General features: G+C 41.9%; 16 protein-coding genes. 7 read left to right on the forward strand and 9 right to left on the reverse strand.

Features of this window, described 5'->3' with window-relative positions:
- Window positions 1-7: 7 nt before the first annotated feature.
- The gene (locus AFM12_RS11080; protein ID WP_055148165.1) at window positions 8-352 is read left to right on the forward strand and encodes an avidin-fold protein; all 345 of its coding nucleotides are present in this window, start codon (window positions 8-10) and stop codon (window positions 350-352) included.
- 136 nt (window positions 353-488) lie between these two features.
- Window positions 489-1,004: a cupin domain-containing protein gene (locus AFM12_RS11085; protein ID WP_055148167.1), complete on the forward strand. Its 516-nt coding sequence runs from the start codon at window positions 489-491 to the stop codon at window positions 1,002-1,004.
- Between the two features lie 5 nt (window positions 1,005-1,009).
- Here AFM12_RS11085 and AFM12_RS11090 read toward each other — a convergent pair whose 3' ends face one another.
- The 3 genes from AFM12_RS11090 to AFM12_RS11100 form a co-directional block, all read right to left on the reverse strand.
- Window positions 1,010-1,402 carry a MerR family transcriptional regulator gene (locus AFM12_RS11090; protein ID WP_055148169.1) on the reverse strand — a complete coding sequence of 131 codons (393 nt, stop codon included), beginning with the start codon at window positions 1,400-1,402 and terminating at the stop codon, window positions 1,010-1,012.
- A gap of 62 nt (window positions 1,403-1,464) precedes the next feature.
- Window positions 1,465-2,121: a response regulator gene (locus AFM12_RS11095; protein WP_055148171.1), complete on the reverse strand. Its 657-nt coding sequence runs from the start codon at window positions 2,119-2,121 to the stop codon at window positions 1,465-1,467.
- Window positions 2,122-2,174: 53 nt separating this feature from the next.
- Entirely contained in the window at window positions 2,175-3,962 is a 1,788-nt protein-coding gene (locus AFM12_RS11100; RefSeq protein ID WP_055148173.1) for a sensor histidine kinase, read from the reverse strand.
- Between the two features lie 158 nt (window positions 3,963-4,120).
- On the opposite strand from AFM12_RS11100, the gene AFM12_RS11105 reads away from it, so the two are divergent.
- From AFM12_RS11105 to AFM12_RS11115, 3 genes are read left to right on the forward strand one after another with little or no spacing between them, the layout of a single operon-like run.
- Entirely contained in the window at window positions 4,121-4,462 is a 342-nt protein-coding gene (locus tag AFM12_RS11105) for a LytTR family DNA-binding domain-containing protein (protein WP_055148175.1), read from the forward strand.
- Window positions 4,463-4,466: 4 nt separating this feature from the next.
- Window positions 4,467-5,567 (forward strand): right-handed parallel beta-helix repeat-containing protein, encoded by a 1,101-nt coding sequence (locus AFM12_RS11110; protein ID WP_055148177.1) that lies wholly within the window; start codon window positions 4,467-4,469, stop codon window positions 5,565-5,567.
- Window positions 5,568-5,589: 22 nt separating this feature from the next.
- Window positions 5,590-7,428 (forward strand): 3-coathanger stack domain-containing protein, encoded by a 1,839-nt coding sequence (locus AFM12_RS11115; protein ID WP_055148179.1) that lies wholly within the window; start codon window positions 5,590-5,592, stop codon window positions 7,426-7,428.
- On the opposite strand, the gene selD is transcribed toward AFM12_RS11115, so the two are convergent.
- The 3 genes from selD to AFM12_RS11130 all read right to left on the reverse strand — a co-directional run bounded on the left by selD (window position 7,425) and on the right by AFM12_RS11130 (window position 10,251).
- Window positions 7,425-8,468, reverse strand: coding sequence for a selenide, water dikinase SelD (gene selD, locus AFM12_RS11120; protein ID WP_055148894.1), 1,044 nt, complete (start codon window positions 8,466-8,468; stop codon window positions 7,425-7,427). The two genes, AFM12_RS11115 and selD, sit on opposite strands and share 4 nt — an antisense overlap.
- Before the next feature lie 11 nt (window positions 8,469-8,479).
- On the reverse strand, window positions 8,480-9,493 hold the full coding sequence (gene mnmH, locus AFM12_RS11125; RefSeq protein WP_055148182.1) for a tRNA 2-selenouridine(34) synthase MnmH: 1,014 nt from the start codon (window positions 9,491-9,493) through the stop codon (window positions 8,480-8,482).
- A gap of 89 nt (window positions 9,494-9,582) precedes the next feature.
- Window positions 9,583-10,251 (reverse strand): DUF998 domain-containing protein, encoded by a 669-nt coding sequence (locus AFM12_RS11130; protein WP_131458320.1) that lies wholly within the window; start codon window positions 10,249-10,251, stop codon window positions 9,583-9,585.
- Between the two features lie 70 nt (window positions 10,252-10,321).
- Here AFM12_RS11130 and AFM12_RS11135 point away from each other — a divergent pair, with 70 nt between their 5' ends.
- On the forward strand, window positions 10,322-11,413 hold the full coding sequence (locus AFM12_RS11135; protein WP_055148186.1) for a glycerate kinase: 1,092 nt from the start codon (window positions 10,322-10,324) through the stop codon (window positions 11,411-11,413).
- Between the two features lie 110 nt (window positions 11,414-11,523).
- Here the strand turns inward: AFM12_RS11135 and AFM12_RS11140 are convergent, their stop codons facing one another.
- The gene (locus AFM12_RS11140) at window positions 11,524-12,273 is read right to left on the reverse strand and encodes a DUF4488 domain-containing protein (protein ID WP_055148895.1); all 750 of its coding nucleotides are present in this window, start codon (window positions 12,271-12,273) and stop codon (window positions 11,524-11,526) included.
- A gap of 49 nt (window positions 12,274-12,322) precedes the next feature.
- On the reverse strand, window positions 12,323-13,387 hold the full coding sequence (locus AFM12_RS11145) for a phosphotransferase enzyme family protein (RefSeq protein WP_055148188.1): 1,065 nt from the start codon (window positions 13,385-13,387) through the stop codon (window positions 12,323-12,325).
- 152 nt (window positions 13,388-13,539) lie between these two features.
- Here AFM12_RS11145 and AFM12_RS11150 point away from each other — a divergent pair, with 152 nt between their 5' ends.
- Entirely contained in the window at window positions 13,540-14,079 is a 540-nt protein-coding gene (locus AFM12_RS11150) for a hypothetical protein (protein ID WP_131458322.1), read from the forward strand.
- Here the strand turns inward: AFM12_RS11150 and AFM12_RS11155 are convergent.
- Window positions 14,076-15,503 carry an alpha-L-fucosidase gene (locus AFM12_RS11155; RefSeq protein WP_055148896.1) on the reverse strand — a complete coding sequence of 476 codons (1,428 nt, stop codon included), beginning with the start codon at window positions 15,501-15,503 and terminating at the stop codon, window positions 14,076-14,078. The two genes, AFM12_RS11150 and AFM12_RS11155, sit on opposite strands and share 4 nt — an antisense overlap.
- Window position 15,504 lies beyond the last annotated feature (1 nt).

Below are 15,504 nucleotides of genomic sequence, written 5' to 3' on the forward strand. Positions count from 1 at the left end.
TTACCAAATGAAAATCAATTACCACAATCGCCGATTCCGACCGGTCCAAAACACTGAAAATGGTGAGACATCTGCTGAAACGATTTTCCATTACAAGCAGGAAGGGAATATTTTGACATCAGAATACGCTGGAGGACAGATTGCCAAAGGAAGTCTTATTGCTCTGGTTTCTGAAAACGGAGAGTTGGACATGCGGTATCAGCAGATAAATACAAACGGAGAACTGATGACGGGAGTCTGTCACTCTACTCCAGAAGTTTTACCAGATGGGCGTATTCGTCTACATGAAAAATGGAGATGGACAAGTGGAGATAAATCTGAGGGTAAAAGTATTATTGAAGAATTCCAATAAATAGAAATATCCAAATTGTGGAACGGATTTGCTTTCCGTTCTTCGAAAAATAACGCTTCTTTATGCCCTATTGGCATTTTTGGAGGATTGGCCTCTAAATTGAAATGAACGAAACACAAACATTAAACAATATCACATGAATTTGCAATTTGGAAAGAATGCTGAAAGGCCCGAAGTTTTCTCAAGTGTTCAATCTTTTTTAGATGAGAAAGGCTTTCAGGTAACTGCCACTGACCATGCCCGCCCATGGGGAGGTTTTTTTGTATTAGACGAAAGTCAGGCTCCGGAATTTATTCAGGCCTTCTTTCCGCATTTATCTTTAGAAGATTTCGCAGGCTTTGAGAAGCTTAGCCCTAAGATTCTTGTTGTGGCTCCGGATCAGCGACTAAGCTGGCAGTACCACCATCGTCGTGCAGAAATCTGGAAATTAATTGGTGGTGTAGCCGGAGTTGTGATCTCAGATACCGATGAACAGACTGAGCTTCAGACACTGTCAATTGGTGATATTGTTAATCTGAAATGTGGCGAGCGTCACCGTTTAGTGGGTACTGATGGTTATGGGATTGTGGCCGAAATCTGGCAGCACGTTGATAAAGAAAACCCTTCTGATGAAGAGGATATCGTGCGGGTCCAAGATGATTTCGGACGTTAAAAGCTTCAAGCCGCTGATTTTTTTAGCGTTTGTTGATAAGGCAACTGATTTTCCAGACTAAGTTTTTCAATAGCTTCCTCAATTTGATGAAGCCTTTTTTCTTGTTCTCTGAACTGATGAATGAGAAGTTCTTTTTGATTTCTCAAGGCCTTAAGTCTTTGCCAGTCGGTAGTAAAGAGCATCTCTTTGATTTCATCCAGAGAGAACCCGAGGTTTTTGTAAAACAGAATCTTCTGGAGTCGCTTAAACTCAAGTCGACCGTAAATGCGATGTCCCGATTTACTTCTTTCAGACGGTTTGAGCAGACCTTTTTCGTCATAGATATGTAGAGTTCTGACGCTTACTCCTGCCAGATCAGAGAGCTTTTTGACCGAATATTTTGTGATTTTATTTTGCATAGCAATTCCATGATCTCTTTTTCAGAGAACCATTTGTTATTTATTAATACTCAGGATTTATTTTAAACCCAGCGGTTTCTGCGGGCCAGACTTACTGCTTCCAGCTTTGAGTGTACATGCAGTTTTTGATAAATATTTTCAATATGCTTTCTTGCCGTTTTGGCCGAGATAAAGAGCTCTTCAGCGATTTGATTATAGGTAAGACCATCGGCTACCTTTTCTAAAATCTCTATTTCACGTTTGGTTAGGTTGAAATCTTCCGGTGACTGAGTTGACTCAATTTCTTTCCCTGCAATCTCCTGTTTGCGTAATATTTGCAAGGTTTTCATGGCTACTGTTGGCGACATAGGAGCCCCACCTTCCATCATTTCTTCTATGGCCGCGATGATTTTAGAAGGCCGTTCATCTTTCATAAGATAGCCTGAAGCCCCGGCTTTTATAGCCTCAAAAATTTTGTCCTCACGATCCATTACGGTAAGCATCATGATTTTTACCTCGGGATGTTCTTCTTTAATTTTTTGAGTAGCCTCAATACCATCCATCACCGGCATTTCAATATCCATAAGCAATACTTCTGCCGGAGTATTATTCATTTTAGAAACAGCATCAAGGCCCGAGTTAGCACTGAAAATCACTTCAACCTCCTCAAAAATGCTTAGGTTTTGCCTGAGATTTCTGAGTAGTGTGGGGTTGTCGTCTATGATGCCAATTCTTATCATGTGTCCAAAATTGAGATTTTGTAAGCAAGGGTTCAATAAGGCAAATGCCCTATTTATGTTTTTAAGTTCAAATGTAAAATCACCTCTGTTCCTTGACCTGTTTCAGATTTGATAGAAAAATTGCACGGCAATTGGCTGGCTCTTGCCTTCATATTTTCCAGCCCGAAGTGGTTGTCACCATCAATCGATAGAGGGTCAAAGCCGTTTCCGGTATCCTTGAGATATATACTCAAGCCATCTAAGTTCTCTTTGAAAGTCAGGAATATTTCAGCGGGGCCGGCATGCTTAATGACGTTTTGGGCAGCTTCCTGAAAAATACGATAGATATCTAAGGCATGAGAGGCATCAATTTCTTTATCCGAAAACTGCCCGTTTATGGTTACCTGATCCGAAAGCTTCAAAAGGTAATTTTTGATTCTTAAGGCCAGATCATTCGCTGTAATTTTTTCAGAATGGGTAGCCCAGATGGAGTCTCGCAAGCTTTGAATAGCAGACCTTACATTTTCGCCTAGTTGTTCCAGATTACTTTTTTTAAAGCCCTCTTTTTCTGAAAGATATAATGCTCTGTCAATGCCGGTAGAAACTACGGTCAGTTGTGAGCCTACATTATCATGGAGGTCCCGGCTAATTCTTTCTTTCTCTTTATATAGTTGGAGCTCGGCTTCTAAAGCCAAGCGGGTTTGTCTGAGTTTTTCTTTTGACAAACGTCTGATTTGTAGAGCAATACCAATAAAAATAAAGAGCACATCAAAAAGAATGCAGGCTAACCGGGTTTTGTAAGATAGCCACTCATAATCGGGTATGACGCCTATATTTCTCATGGGAGATAGGAATGAATAGATCAGTAGCGGCGTAAAACCAATCAAAAATATTTTGGCTGAAAAGGGCTGTACTTTAAAGATCAGGCTGTAGGCTACCAAAGCAAAACAAAAGAAGGTGCCTACCGTAAAACCGCTGTACGGGTAAAACTTTAATATGGCTGGCAGGTCTTTCAGATGGTCGATATATAAATGCTCAAAAGGCAAAAGAGCAAGTGGTACCAAGATCCCAATCAAAGAAAGAGCAATGAGTGTTTTTAGGAATCGTGTTTTTTTTGCCCCTGCCAGGATAAAGGTATTCACAAAACCAAAAAGCCATAAGACTACCAGATTGTTAAGCATGTTTCGCCAGTTATACGACGAAAAGAGAAGATTATACCGGTGAAAGTATTCAACTACTGAGCCCTCCGCCAGCAAAGTAGACAGCCAGATGTGAAAAGTGTATAGACTGTAAAAGAGGTAGTACCACTTTCTGTTTATACCAAAGAGGATTAACGAAAAAAGGATGACACAGGCAAAAATGCCGGTAAAGCCAGCGTAAACTTTATTTTTTGAGGAGACTTCGTTTCTAAACTCTTGAGCCGTGTAGATTTTAAACGGAGCAGCTAGTTTAAGAAATTTACGATATACCCTCAGGTAGTATGTTCCACCCGATTTTGGTACAGGATACCCGAACTGATAGTGATCTATAGGCCTCTCTGAAACCGGTGTGCCATAAAACATTTCCCCAAAATCAATAAGTGTGTCCGGGCCTTTGAAATAGCAATGAATTTCATCGAGAAATGAATTCTCAATCAAAATTACCCGATCATCATGGCTGGGGGGAACATCAATTTTTAACCAGTGCCAAACATTATCAAGTCCAAAATCACCATCTGTTTGTTCCTCAAAATGGCCATTATTTAGAATTTCCGGAAATGAAATCTGACCGGTAGTGTCTCTCAAAAAAAAAGCTTTTTCCTGAGCTTGAGTTTTGAGCAGGCACAAAACCGAAAGGGCCAATATGGTTAGAATTTGCCTCATTATTGTTTACAGAGCGACCTGTTTTGACAGGCTTTTGGGGCTTAATATTTCAAATATAATCAGAATATGCTGAGCAGGGCCACGTGCGTAAATAGGGCAAATGCCTTATTGCCACCGGCTTAATTATGAGACAGTTTTGTGGAGTAAACTTTACAGCCATGAAACTCAACACCATAAAGTTTGTACGAAATGTAGAATTGCCTCCTTCCGAGGTCATGCTCATCCAGTCGGATGTCAATTACTCAAGGCTTTGGCTGAAGGGCGGTCGCAAAATCCTGATTGCCAAAACTTTAAAGCAGATGTCGGAGCTGGTGAAAAACGCTCCTTTTGTTCGGGTCAATAAACAGGTGATTCTCAATATCGAGCATATTGTGGAATACTATCCTGATTTTCCGCATCCCGAGGCTGAACTCAGCAATGGCTTCAGAGTAGAATTTTCACGAAGAAGAGCCCTGTTGGCTCATCGAAAAATTTCTCTTTTCAATTGCCCAAACCTTTAAAACTATGAAAACAAGACTACTTTTTCTTTCGATCATATTATTCATAATTTCCCGGGGACACCTTAAAGCCGAAACCATTTCTGTGGTCAATGGTGATGACCTTCAGGCTAAAGTAGACAGTGCCTCAGCAGGTGACATTCTGGTGATAAGTGCCGGGCAGTACCTTCAAACCGTAAAAATTGACAAAAAACTCACACTAATAGGCCCGGGTTATTTCAAGTTGCAGGGTGGTACTGCTTATATAAATTCCATCTGGCTTGATGTTGGATCTGATGGCTCCATGCTTACAGGTTTGGTGGTTTCCGGTAACCTGAATATTGCCAGTAGTAATAATCTGGTTTCTCGTAATAAAATTGATGGAACTCTTTATTTGGGATACACAACTATCAATTACGCAACCTCCAACAATAAGGTGGTACAAAATTATTTTGGCTCTCAAAATTCATCCATACCAGGTATTAAAGTAGGCAGTAGTTCAATTGTCATTCAAACGAATTATCAGATATCTAATAATGTAGTGATGAACAGCATTGGCTTTGCCCATTCCATGTATTCTACGGGTTTAGTGGTGAATAATATTTTTGACCCAGACAGCACAAACATTGGTAACAGTGCGGGACAATACATCTCCGTTAGTGGTGGAATCAGCAGTGTTTCATTTTATAATAACATTTTCAAGGGAGGTTTTTGTCATTCGACCACGACTACGGGTTCTACCATTTTTTCTACCTCTAACCCGCTATATCATCCTTTGAATTTTAAGTACAATATCATTGATACCGTTTATGCTGGATACACCATTCCTGTTGATAATTTGGTGACCACCGAACGCATTTTTGCCGGTTACCCGACTATCATCAATGGAATGAATAATGCGGATGCAAGAATTCTACTTGACCCCACAGGCCCTGCCGTAGGTTTTGGTCGAAGTTACCCGTACAGTGGCTCTGATCCTACGACCGACGCTGGGGTTTTTGGAGGCTCCTTGCCATATGTCCTAAGCGGAATACCTATTGGCCCTCAGGTTTATGAAATGGTAGTCCCACCTCTGGCAGCTACCAATAGCACGATTACTGTCAAAGTAAAAGCCAGATCAAATAACTAGGCCCTTTTAAAACCTTTCACTTATGAAAAAGGGACTAGTACTATTGGTTTTATGGATGGTCTTTGCCCAATCTGCAAAGGGACAAATAACGGCTGGAGAATACTTTTGGGATACTGATCCCGGAGTGGGGCAGGGAACAGCCTTGTCTGGTTCTGATCTACTTACCGGACAAGCTGATGAAAGTTATGATATCGAAGTAGATGTACCGCTGAGTCCCGGGCTACATCGGGTATATGTCCGCTTTATGGAATCTGATTCTTCATGGTCTCCTGTTGAAAGTCATGAGATTTTGATAGGGCCTGAGAATCATTTGGCCACATCGGGTTCCGGTATTGATTCGGCTCAGGTGAGGCAATTGGTTTATTATTGGGATACTCTTCGTACCTCATTATTTACCATTGATATAAACAGCCCTTCCGCCAGTTTTGAGAGTCAAATGGCATTGTCATTAGGCCCACAGTCCGGTGGTTTGCATACACTTAATTTGGCCGTGAAGGATAAATATGGTCTGTATTCTTCTTTTGAACAATTCCTGATTTTTGTTTCGCCTGAAAATCACCTTGCAGGTGTAAGCTCTCAAAAAGACTCTATGGAAGTTCGCCAGCTACAGTACTTCTGGAATCAGGACAGTCTCAACGTACAAACTGTAGCATTACCCTCTTCGGATTCAGGCTTTCGGTTTACCTATCAGTTAGCTCTAAACCTGGCTGCAGAGGGATATAACCAATGGCATTATCGTGTTTCTGACAAACGGGGGATGTATTCTTCCTGGAGTTCTCAATCTATTTTAGTGATAGGTGCCGTGCCCCAAATTGATAGTGTAAAATATGCTCTTAAGCCCACTCAATATGGCTATGTCACACCAGAGAACCTCCTTAGTGTTGATTTTACAACTAATAGTCCGATAGAGTTTGAGTTGATTACAGATTCAACTCATATACAAGCGGAAAACGAAATTGGAACGGACAGCCTCTCTCATGGCTTTAATGTATTTACACTTCAAGTCAACACCAAACAGCCCGTAGTTTCTTCAATTTCTGATTCTCGAAATTCTGCCTATTATCAGGCAATTATAAAGGTGGATAGTACGATAAAATTGGAAACCGGCGAGCCGAGAAATATAGCAGGAGACCTTTCAAATATCTTTTGCCCAGGAGAACTCATCAAAATACCTGTCGACACAACGGGTAACTGGCCGGATAGTTCAGAATATGGCATTGCCACGCATTTTTTGGTCAAACTCAAAGATGCGAGCGGATCAGGGTTTACTGAGATTTTATCTCAGATGAACAATACCGGAGATACTTTAATAGTGACCATTCCGGGTGGTACTTCTACCGGTACGGGATATCAGGTTATAGTTGAATCAACTTTTCCTTTATTACGGGATACCGTGACTTCAACATTTCAAGTCGGTGCGATTTTGGTCTTGAGCGATCAGCAAGCTCCATCCGGATCTTCTGTTGACCTTACCGCCTCTGCAGTAACGGTCGGGAGCTCATTGCCAAGCGGAACCACTTTTAGTTATTTTTCAGATTCGTCGGCAACTATACCGGTTTCAAATCCTACCAGTATTTTGGAGAGCGGGACTTATTATATCAAAGCGACTAGTTCAGCGGGTTGTGAGGTGATTGAATCTGTCAAAGTGATTATTTGTGGAGGTGTCTTTGACCCAATAACGGCTCCGATAAATTCTGGAATCGTGTCAAACGGTTCTGATCAAAAGATTACGGCAACGAATATTATCAGCGGTAGTGGAACAAAAGTAACCTATAACTCTGGTCTTTCGGTGCAGCTGAACCCCGGTTTTAAAGCTGATTCGGGCACAGTATTTCAGGCAGAAATAGGTGGATGTAACTAGGCAACCACCTCTACTATTTTATCTCCCTGACTTTTCAAAACACCTATGGGCTCAATAGACTCCTCTAAACCGGCAGCTTTGAGAACATTGATAACCTCTTCCACTTTTTCAGGATTTACAGAAATTAATAACCCGCCACTGGTTTGCGGATCGGCGAGAACGGCCCATTTCTCATCTGAAATGTCGGCTATTTTATGACCATAGCTGGCCCTGTTTCTGTGGGTACCGCCGGGCACAGATTTTTGTGCAATGTAGTCGTGAATGTCGGGTGAGATTAAAGGCACTTTGTTAAAATGAATTTCAGCTGAGAGACCAGATCCTTCGGCCATTTCAGTGAGATGGCCTAAAAGACCAAAACCAGTGACATCAGTCATGGCGTGTACGGCGTCCATTTTACCCAGTTCCTCTCCAACTTTATTGAGAACCATCATTTGGTTGGCAGCCAGGTTTTTATGTTCATGTTTAAGAAGGCCTTTTTTCTCTGCTGTGGTTAGAATGCCAACTCCCAGGGGTTTTGTCAGAAAAAGGAAGTCCCCGGCCTTTGCATTATTGTTTTGTTTGACATTTTCAATCGGTACAATGCCGTTAACGGCTAACCCAAAAATGGGTTCGGGTGAGTCAATACTATGCCCTCCCGCCAATGAAATACCTGCTTCAAGACAAATGCTTCTGCTACCGTCAATTACTTTTTGAGCTACTTCAGGAGCCAGCTTATCAATGGGCCAACCCAATATTGCGATGGCCAGCACAGGCTTTCCACCCATGGCATAAACATCGCTTATAGCATTGCAGGAAGCAATTCTTCCAAAATTGAAAGGGTCATCCACAATAGGCATAAAGAAATCGGTGGTTGAGATGAGAGCAGTTCCATTGCCAAGGTCTAAAACGGCGGCATCATCCCGGGAGTGGTTTCCTACTATCAGGTTTTCATTATTTGGCAGGGCTATATTGCCCTGTAAAATAACATCGAGCACTTTTGGTGAAATTTTGCAGCCACATCCTGCCCCATGTGAATATTGAGTGAGTTTAATTTCTTCCATTTTTTGGTTTGTCATTTTAAAAGAAGGTTGGTGTTTTTTTGCATATCCAGCTCTTCTGCCACAATTTTTACCACCTGGCCTTCATGTTTGTCAAGTGCCTTATCATAGGCTTTGTCATAATAGCTGAGAAGAATGGCGAAGCTCTTATCGATTTCTCCCTCTACCAGATAATTGATGGCATTTTTGGTATTAAGGCCACCAAGTCTTTTTTTGATTCTCAAAATAGCGTTGACAATCTTTTCGGCAGGTAGTTTTCCATAATTATCGACCAAATAAGTTAACCTTTTCTGAAAAGGAACATCCAGAAAATACAGCTTGGCTTGCCTCATTTTTTCTATGAAGTCATTCGGAATATTGCGGTTGCCAATACGTTGACTCTCGTCTTCAATCCAGATAGGTTTGGTTTTATCCAGCTTTGATAGTTCAAAGGCCAGGAGGTTTTCAAACATTTCCTGGGATGGCTGCGGCGGCATATTGATACCTCCAAGTGCTGAACCTTTGTGATTGGCCAGACCTTCAATATCAATCATTTGCTCAGCTCTTGATTGTAGCATTTTCAGGATTTCTGTTTTACCGCTCCCTGTATAACCACCGACCATTTTTAGCGGATAATCTTGAGTGAATTGTTTCAAAACCCAATTTCGGAAGGCTTTATAACCTCCATCAAGAGTAACTACCTCAAAGCCATACAGATCAAGAAGCCAGGCAACTCCTCCACTTCGCATTCCACCTCGCCAGCAATGTACCAGCACTTTTTTGGGTTGGCCTTCCAGTAATTTTTCCACTTCTTCTACCATCTTTCTCATTTTAGGACCGAAATAATCAAGACCAATTTTAATGGCGGTTTCGCGACTTTGCTGTTTGTAGGCGGTACCTACAACTTTGCGTTCTTCGTCAGAAAAAAGAGGGAAAGTAATGGCTCCCGGGATATGGGCATGGTTATATTCTGAAGGGCTTCGGACATCAAGTACCAAAGCATTGGGCACGTCTTTCAGAAATTCTTCAACCTGTTTTCGTTCAATCATATATGTGTGGGCTTTTCAAAACCCTAATCTGACGCAATTTAGAGGTTTTATGAAGATCAAATAGGATTAAGTTTACATTGAAAAGAGAGTCACGGCTGATCGGCAAGAATAAACTCACCTTTTACAATCCAACTGATGCCGAAGGCGGCCAAAGCAATCCATTCCAAGACAAAAACCCAGGGAAAGACCGGGAAATATTGTTCAAAGAGGAGGTAAAGACCGATTAGAACAATGCTCGCTAACATCACAATTCCGCAGACGAGATACACGGTGTTTCGGTAGCTCTTCTGTTCTCCGAGTAATTTCTTGTCAGATTTGCGAAACTGCACAAGGGCAAAATAGGTAAGTATCAGAAAGAAGGAGACTGCGGAAATCATATGCAATTCATGACGGACGGGAACTTCGTATACCAGACAAGTGGGGTCAAAACTCTCAATTTCGGTAGGAAAGAAGGCAACGCCCAAAGCGAACAGAGTGGCAAGTTTGGCTAAAACGAAATCCGTGAAGTCGTAACCGTCATACACAAAAAGAAAAATGGAGATGGTTACCATCACAGCCACAAAAACCTGCCGCATATCGGTATGATAATAACCACTGACTGATTGTAAAATCATTGGGCAATCATGAATCCAGTTTCCTCCCACAATCAAAATAAACGGAAAAAATAAACCTAGAAAGCCGATAGCCTGCCTTAAAACTTTAAAAGAGATCAGCTGTTCCTGCCCTTCGCGGTGCTCTTTGGTGTCAAATGAATTCATGGCCGATGGGGTTTGTTCTATTAAAGTTACATCAAGAGGATGTTGATTAAAAAAGGTTTTATTTCGCGGTATGAAGAAGATTTTACTTGCCCCTGATTCTTTTAAAGGTTCCCTTTCTGCCATACAGGTTTGTGATGCTTTAGAAAAAGGAATTCCTGAAGGTATTGAAATTATAAAAGTGCCCCTGGCAGATGGAGGTGAGGGCTCGCTGGAAGCAATTCAGCAAAGTTTAGAGGCCGAGGAGGTCAAACAGTTTTTGAAAGATCCGTTCTGGCGGCCTACTGATGGGTTTTACCTTAAGAAAGAAGGTACGGCGTTTATTGAAATGGCTGTAGCCAGTGGTTTGAACCTGATCAAAAAGAATCAGAGAGATCCTGAGCTGGCAACTACCTACGGTACAGGGCAACAGTTAAAACATGCAATGAAAAACGGCTGCACCAAGGTTTACCTTTTTGTCGGCGGCTCTGCTACGAATGATGCCGGTTTGGGAATTGCTTATGCTTTGGGATATCGGTTTTTAGATGAAAGTGGAGAAGAATTACTGCCTAGTGGAGAGGCTTTAAGTCAGATGAAGTCTGTCACAAAGCCTGCGGAATTACCTGATTTTGAACTCAAAGTTGTCTGTGATGTTCAAAACCCGCTTTATGGTGAAAATGGAGCAGCTTATGTGTATGCTCCTCAAAAAGGTGCAGACGAAGCGATGGTCAAACGACTGGATGAGGGATTGAGAAACTTTGCGGAGGTTGTTAAGAAAGACCTGAATAAAGTTGTTGCTCATATTCCCGGAGCCGGAGCTGCCGGAGGTGTGCCCGCTGGCATGATCGCTTTTTTCAATGCTGAAATTCTACCCGGCGTTCAGACCATCATGCAAATTCTGGAATTAGAAAAACAGCTAAAAGATGTTGATCTCATTATTACTGGAGAAGGAAAATTGGATACGCAAACCTTATCAGGTAAGCTGATTGCGGGAATTGCTGACTTGGGTAAAAAACATGAAATTCCCGTCAGTGCGGTATGCGGTAAAAATGAATTGACGACTGAGCAATTAAAAGATTTGGGTATTCATAAAGCGGTTTCGTTGGTCAATGCCGAAACTTCAGTAGAGGAGGCCATTGAGAATGCTGCGGAATTATTGGCCAAAAGAGTTGAAGAGCTATTGTAAAGCTTTCTGACTTCTGTTTCCGGCTTTCAGCTGCTTTGTAAGAACTATGTAACCTCATGAGCCTATGTGGTGAAAGAAAACCGCAAAGAATCATAGGAAGCATAAAAACGTTATTCTTTCTTTTTTAGGTAGGCTTCTCTATAATCTGACCAGATTTCATAAATAGGAGCTCCGCGAGAGCTAAGTCCGCTGTGATGCCATTCGTCATCAATCACTTCAAAATCGAAAGACAATTCGGCTCCAACCCGGCCATCATCTCTGCTAAAGAAGTCAATAGTTTCAATGTATTTGCCATCTTTGGCAGTGTACGTACCGCCGCCGGTTCCACTTAACTCTTTGGTCTCGCTATTAAAAGCAATCCACTGAAAACGGCCACCACCCAATATTTTGACCGTTCTTCGGGCTCCCGGGGTCATCTGACTTAAGTTGCCATCTCTTTTTCTGCCTGTGATCACCCAAGTACCATTAAGGTCATTTTCTTCGTCGCTTATTCTTTGCCAGGTTTCTTTTCTCAAACCATCTGGAGTGGAGTAAGAAAAGGTAAGTTCATTGTTATTTTTGAAATCGATGTCACATTTAACGGTTGTCCCTACTTTCTCGCTGTTGTAAGTATTGAAGTCAAAGGTCTCTTCATAAACTCCGTTGTCCATTGTGTAAATACCCCCTCCCGTTCCCAGAAAGTGGTTTGAGCCGGTATCCTTACTGGCAAAAACAAAATAGCCTTCCTGATAAATCATCACGGTTTCTTCATTGTTTTGGGCTTGACCATTGATCTCAGTAACTCTCCATGAGCCGTCGAGAGATTGAGCATTGCTGAAAAATGAAATAAGTACGAGTGAAAGACTGGCGAGAAGTTTCATATCAATAAGGTTTGCGATATTAAATTTAGTAAAACTACCGGATACCAAATCAGTCTTTCTTTTGTAGAATTTCCTCAAAAAAGTTTCTGGAATATCCTTCCTGATAATTCTGAAGTAAAATCATCTGATTTTTGGCCCTGTCATAATTATGCTGTTCATATTTAACAGGGTAGTAAATATCGCCATTGAGATAGTCGGATAAAAAACGCAGACCCTGCATATATATCATAAATTCTCCGGCGTAAGAGAGATAGTATCTTTCATCGGTGGTAAGTACATTCTCCATTTCACTCAAATACCCTTGTAATAGAGCCTCCAAAAAGGGTGTTCGTATTTTGACCTCATTCCAGCGAGTACTGTCCTCATTTTCGGCAGAAGTGTAGGTTCTGATCATGTCGCCTAAATCAGAAATGAAATAACCGGGCATCAGGGTGTCTAAATCACAAACAGCCAGAGCTTTATGGGTTTTGTTGTCAAAGAGAACATTATTGATCTTGGTATCATGATGTTGAATCCGCGGGGGTAAGAGATTGTCAGAGTTGATTTTATCAAAAACATCTACCAGTGTTTTCTGGTCCTTGTAAAATTCAACCAGTTCTTCGGCCTTTTTCAGTCTTTGAGAAGAAGTATTTACTATAGCCTGCTCAAATTGAAAATACCGAAAATGCAGGTTATGAAAATCAGGTATAGTTTCTTGGAATCCATCCATCGGTATCCCGTGAAGTAGGCGGCTGAGTTTTCCAAAAGCTTTCGCTGCCTCAAAAGCCTGTTGAGGACTCTCAAGCACATCCGGGCTATAAGAATTTTCAATGAAACGACTAAGTCGCCAGTGCTCTCCATTTTCTATTAACAAAGGCTCCCCACTTCGAGTAAGTTCAGCCCCGGGAAAGCGGTAATCCGGGTCTTTTTTTGACAGAAAATCAGAGGCTAACTCAATGTTTTTTGAAATAACTTCAGGAAGCCCGAAAATGCTGGTATTCAGTTTTTGAAGAATATAAGAAGGCTTATTTCTTATTTTGACCAGAAATGTTTGATGAATATGGCCTGATCCAAAGCGTTTTAGCTCAATTTCTTCGGAAACATCAATCCAGTTGTCAAGAATTCCAGCCTTCATTTTATAGGGTTATTAGAAGAAAAAATTGTACTCAGGTAATTGGAAGATCAAATATTTTTCGTAATATAAGACTGATATGTGTTGAAAAGAAACGCCTCCGCATGGCTCCGGCACTTTATTTCAAACTTTTCACCATAAATAACATTTCAATTATGAGAACACATATCAAACATCTGACTTATTTAGCCGGCAGCCTATTCTTGTGCCTTTCCTGTGGCACACCCTTCAATGAAGAAGATGAAACCACCGCCATTATGGATGTAATTGAAGGAGAGACCGAATGTTTTTTCCTGCGGGATTACGATTGCTGGGCCGATAAATTTACGCATACCGAGTACTCATATCAGGCCTGGAGTAATGCTGATGGTACTTTTGATGCCTCGGTGGGTTGGGAAAACATTGAGAAGAATCTGGGTAAGTATATCAAAGAAAATCCCTCTGAACCTGAGGAGGCCGGCTCTAGTCACCCGGTAGTTCTGCGTAAAAACCTCAGGGTGAAATTCTATGGAAAAGAAGCCGCCCACCTTACCTGGGATCAGTATAACAGCGACCGCAATCAGGAGTATTTTCTTCACTCCAAAGAGGTACGACTGATGGAAAAGGTGGACGGCCAATGGAAAATTGTCAATGTCTCAGCCTTTTGGAATTATGCTGACCGTATTCCGATTGCCGAGATGACTGCAAATTCTTAAAATAAACCTATCTCGCTGAGTACTATTGGTGCGTCGGCAATTAGGCTTATTCGTACATTTTTGGTGCTGACAGTTTCATTAATCGACATGATTCTGTTGGCACCAATGCTTTTTACTTCATTTATTACGGACCATTCACCGTTTATCAGAGCTTCAACTTTGCAGTTTGTTATTCGCTGGCCTAAAGGGATATACTCCCTCAGCTGAACATATTTTATGTTCTTCTCTTCATTGAGCTCAATATCAATTACAGCTTCGTTTTCACCGGGAGTCCAGTACGTGGTTTTATCATTGTCTGTTAAAAGAGAGCCAGCATTTTCATTCCCGATTTGAGCGTCGTCGGCCAGATTATCAGCAAAAGTTTCTTTCACCATTTCTCCAAATTTCTTCAGGATAGCTACATCGTTTTCATGTAGTTTACCTTCCGTAGTGGGAGCCAGGCCGAGGTCAAGGCCAGCACCTCTACCTACACTTTTGAGATAAAGTTCAAAAACATCTTCTGCTGATTTTTCTTTGCCATCTTCTTCAGGGTGATAAAACCAACCTGGTCTAAGTGGTACATCGCATTCAGCCGGCATCCAGTATTTACCTCCACGTGTTCCGGTGCTACTAACCATCGTGTTTACATTGCCCGGTACAGGTTTATCGCCCGTATTTGGCTCCGGGGTAAAGGTAGCCCAGTGGGTTTCTGCCGCATAGCCGTGCTCGCCACCAACCCAGCGAACATCTAAACCGATATCTGAGAAAATATTGGCTCCGGGCTGCAATTCTCGGGTAATATTGTTCCAGGTTTCGTCCCAGTGATAATAGGTGGTGTTGTCAATTTTACGCATTTCGTTTGCTCCTCCATAGTAACCATCCCCGCCATTTGCTCCATCGTGCCAGCTAATGAAGAGGTCGCCGTAATTGGTGTAAAGTTCCCGAAGTTGCTCCCGGTAAATCTCCAGATACTTGTCAGTACCATAATACTCACTGTTACGGTCCCATGGGCTGCAATAAACGCCAAATTGTAAACCAGCTTTCCGGCAGGCCTGCTCCATTTCTTTCACTAAATCACCGTTTCCATCTCGCCAGGGGCTTTTTGTGATATTGTATTCAGTGGTTTTGGTAGGCCAAAGGCAAAAGCCATCATGATGTTTGGCCACCAGAATCAGGGCCTTCAGCCCTCCTGCTTTGGCAGCTTCCACGATCTGATCCGCATCAAAGTCTGTTGGATTAAAGATGGAGGGGTCAGCATCACCAAAGCCCCACTCTTTATTCTCAAAAGTTGTTGGGGTAAAGTGAATGAGTCCGTAAATCTCGATATCGTGCCAGTTGAGCTGGCGTTCAGAAGGTACCGCCCCGTAAGGCTCCAGTTCTGCCTGTTTGTTTTCAGAGGTGCAGGAAAAGGCAAAAAATAGAAAAAGAAAATAGAGTTTGTTCATG

This window comes from Jiulongibacter sediminis (assembly GCF_001306455.1).
Taxonomy (GTDB): Bacteria; Bacteroidota; Bacteroidia; order Cytophagales; family Spirosomataceae; genus Jiulongibacter; species Jiulongibacter sediminis.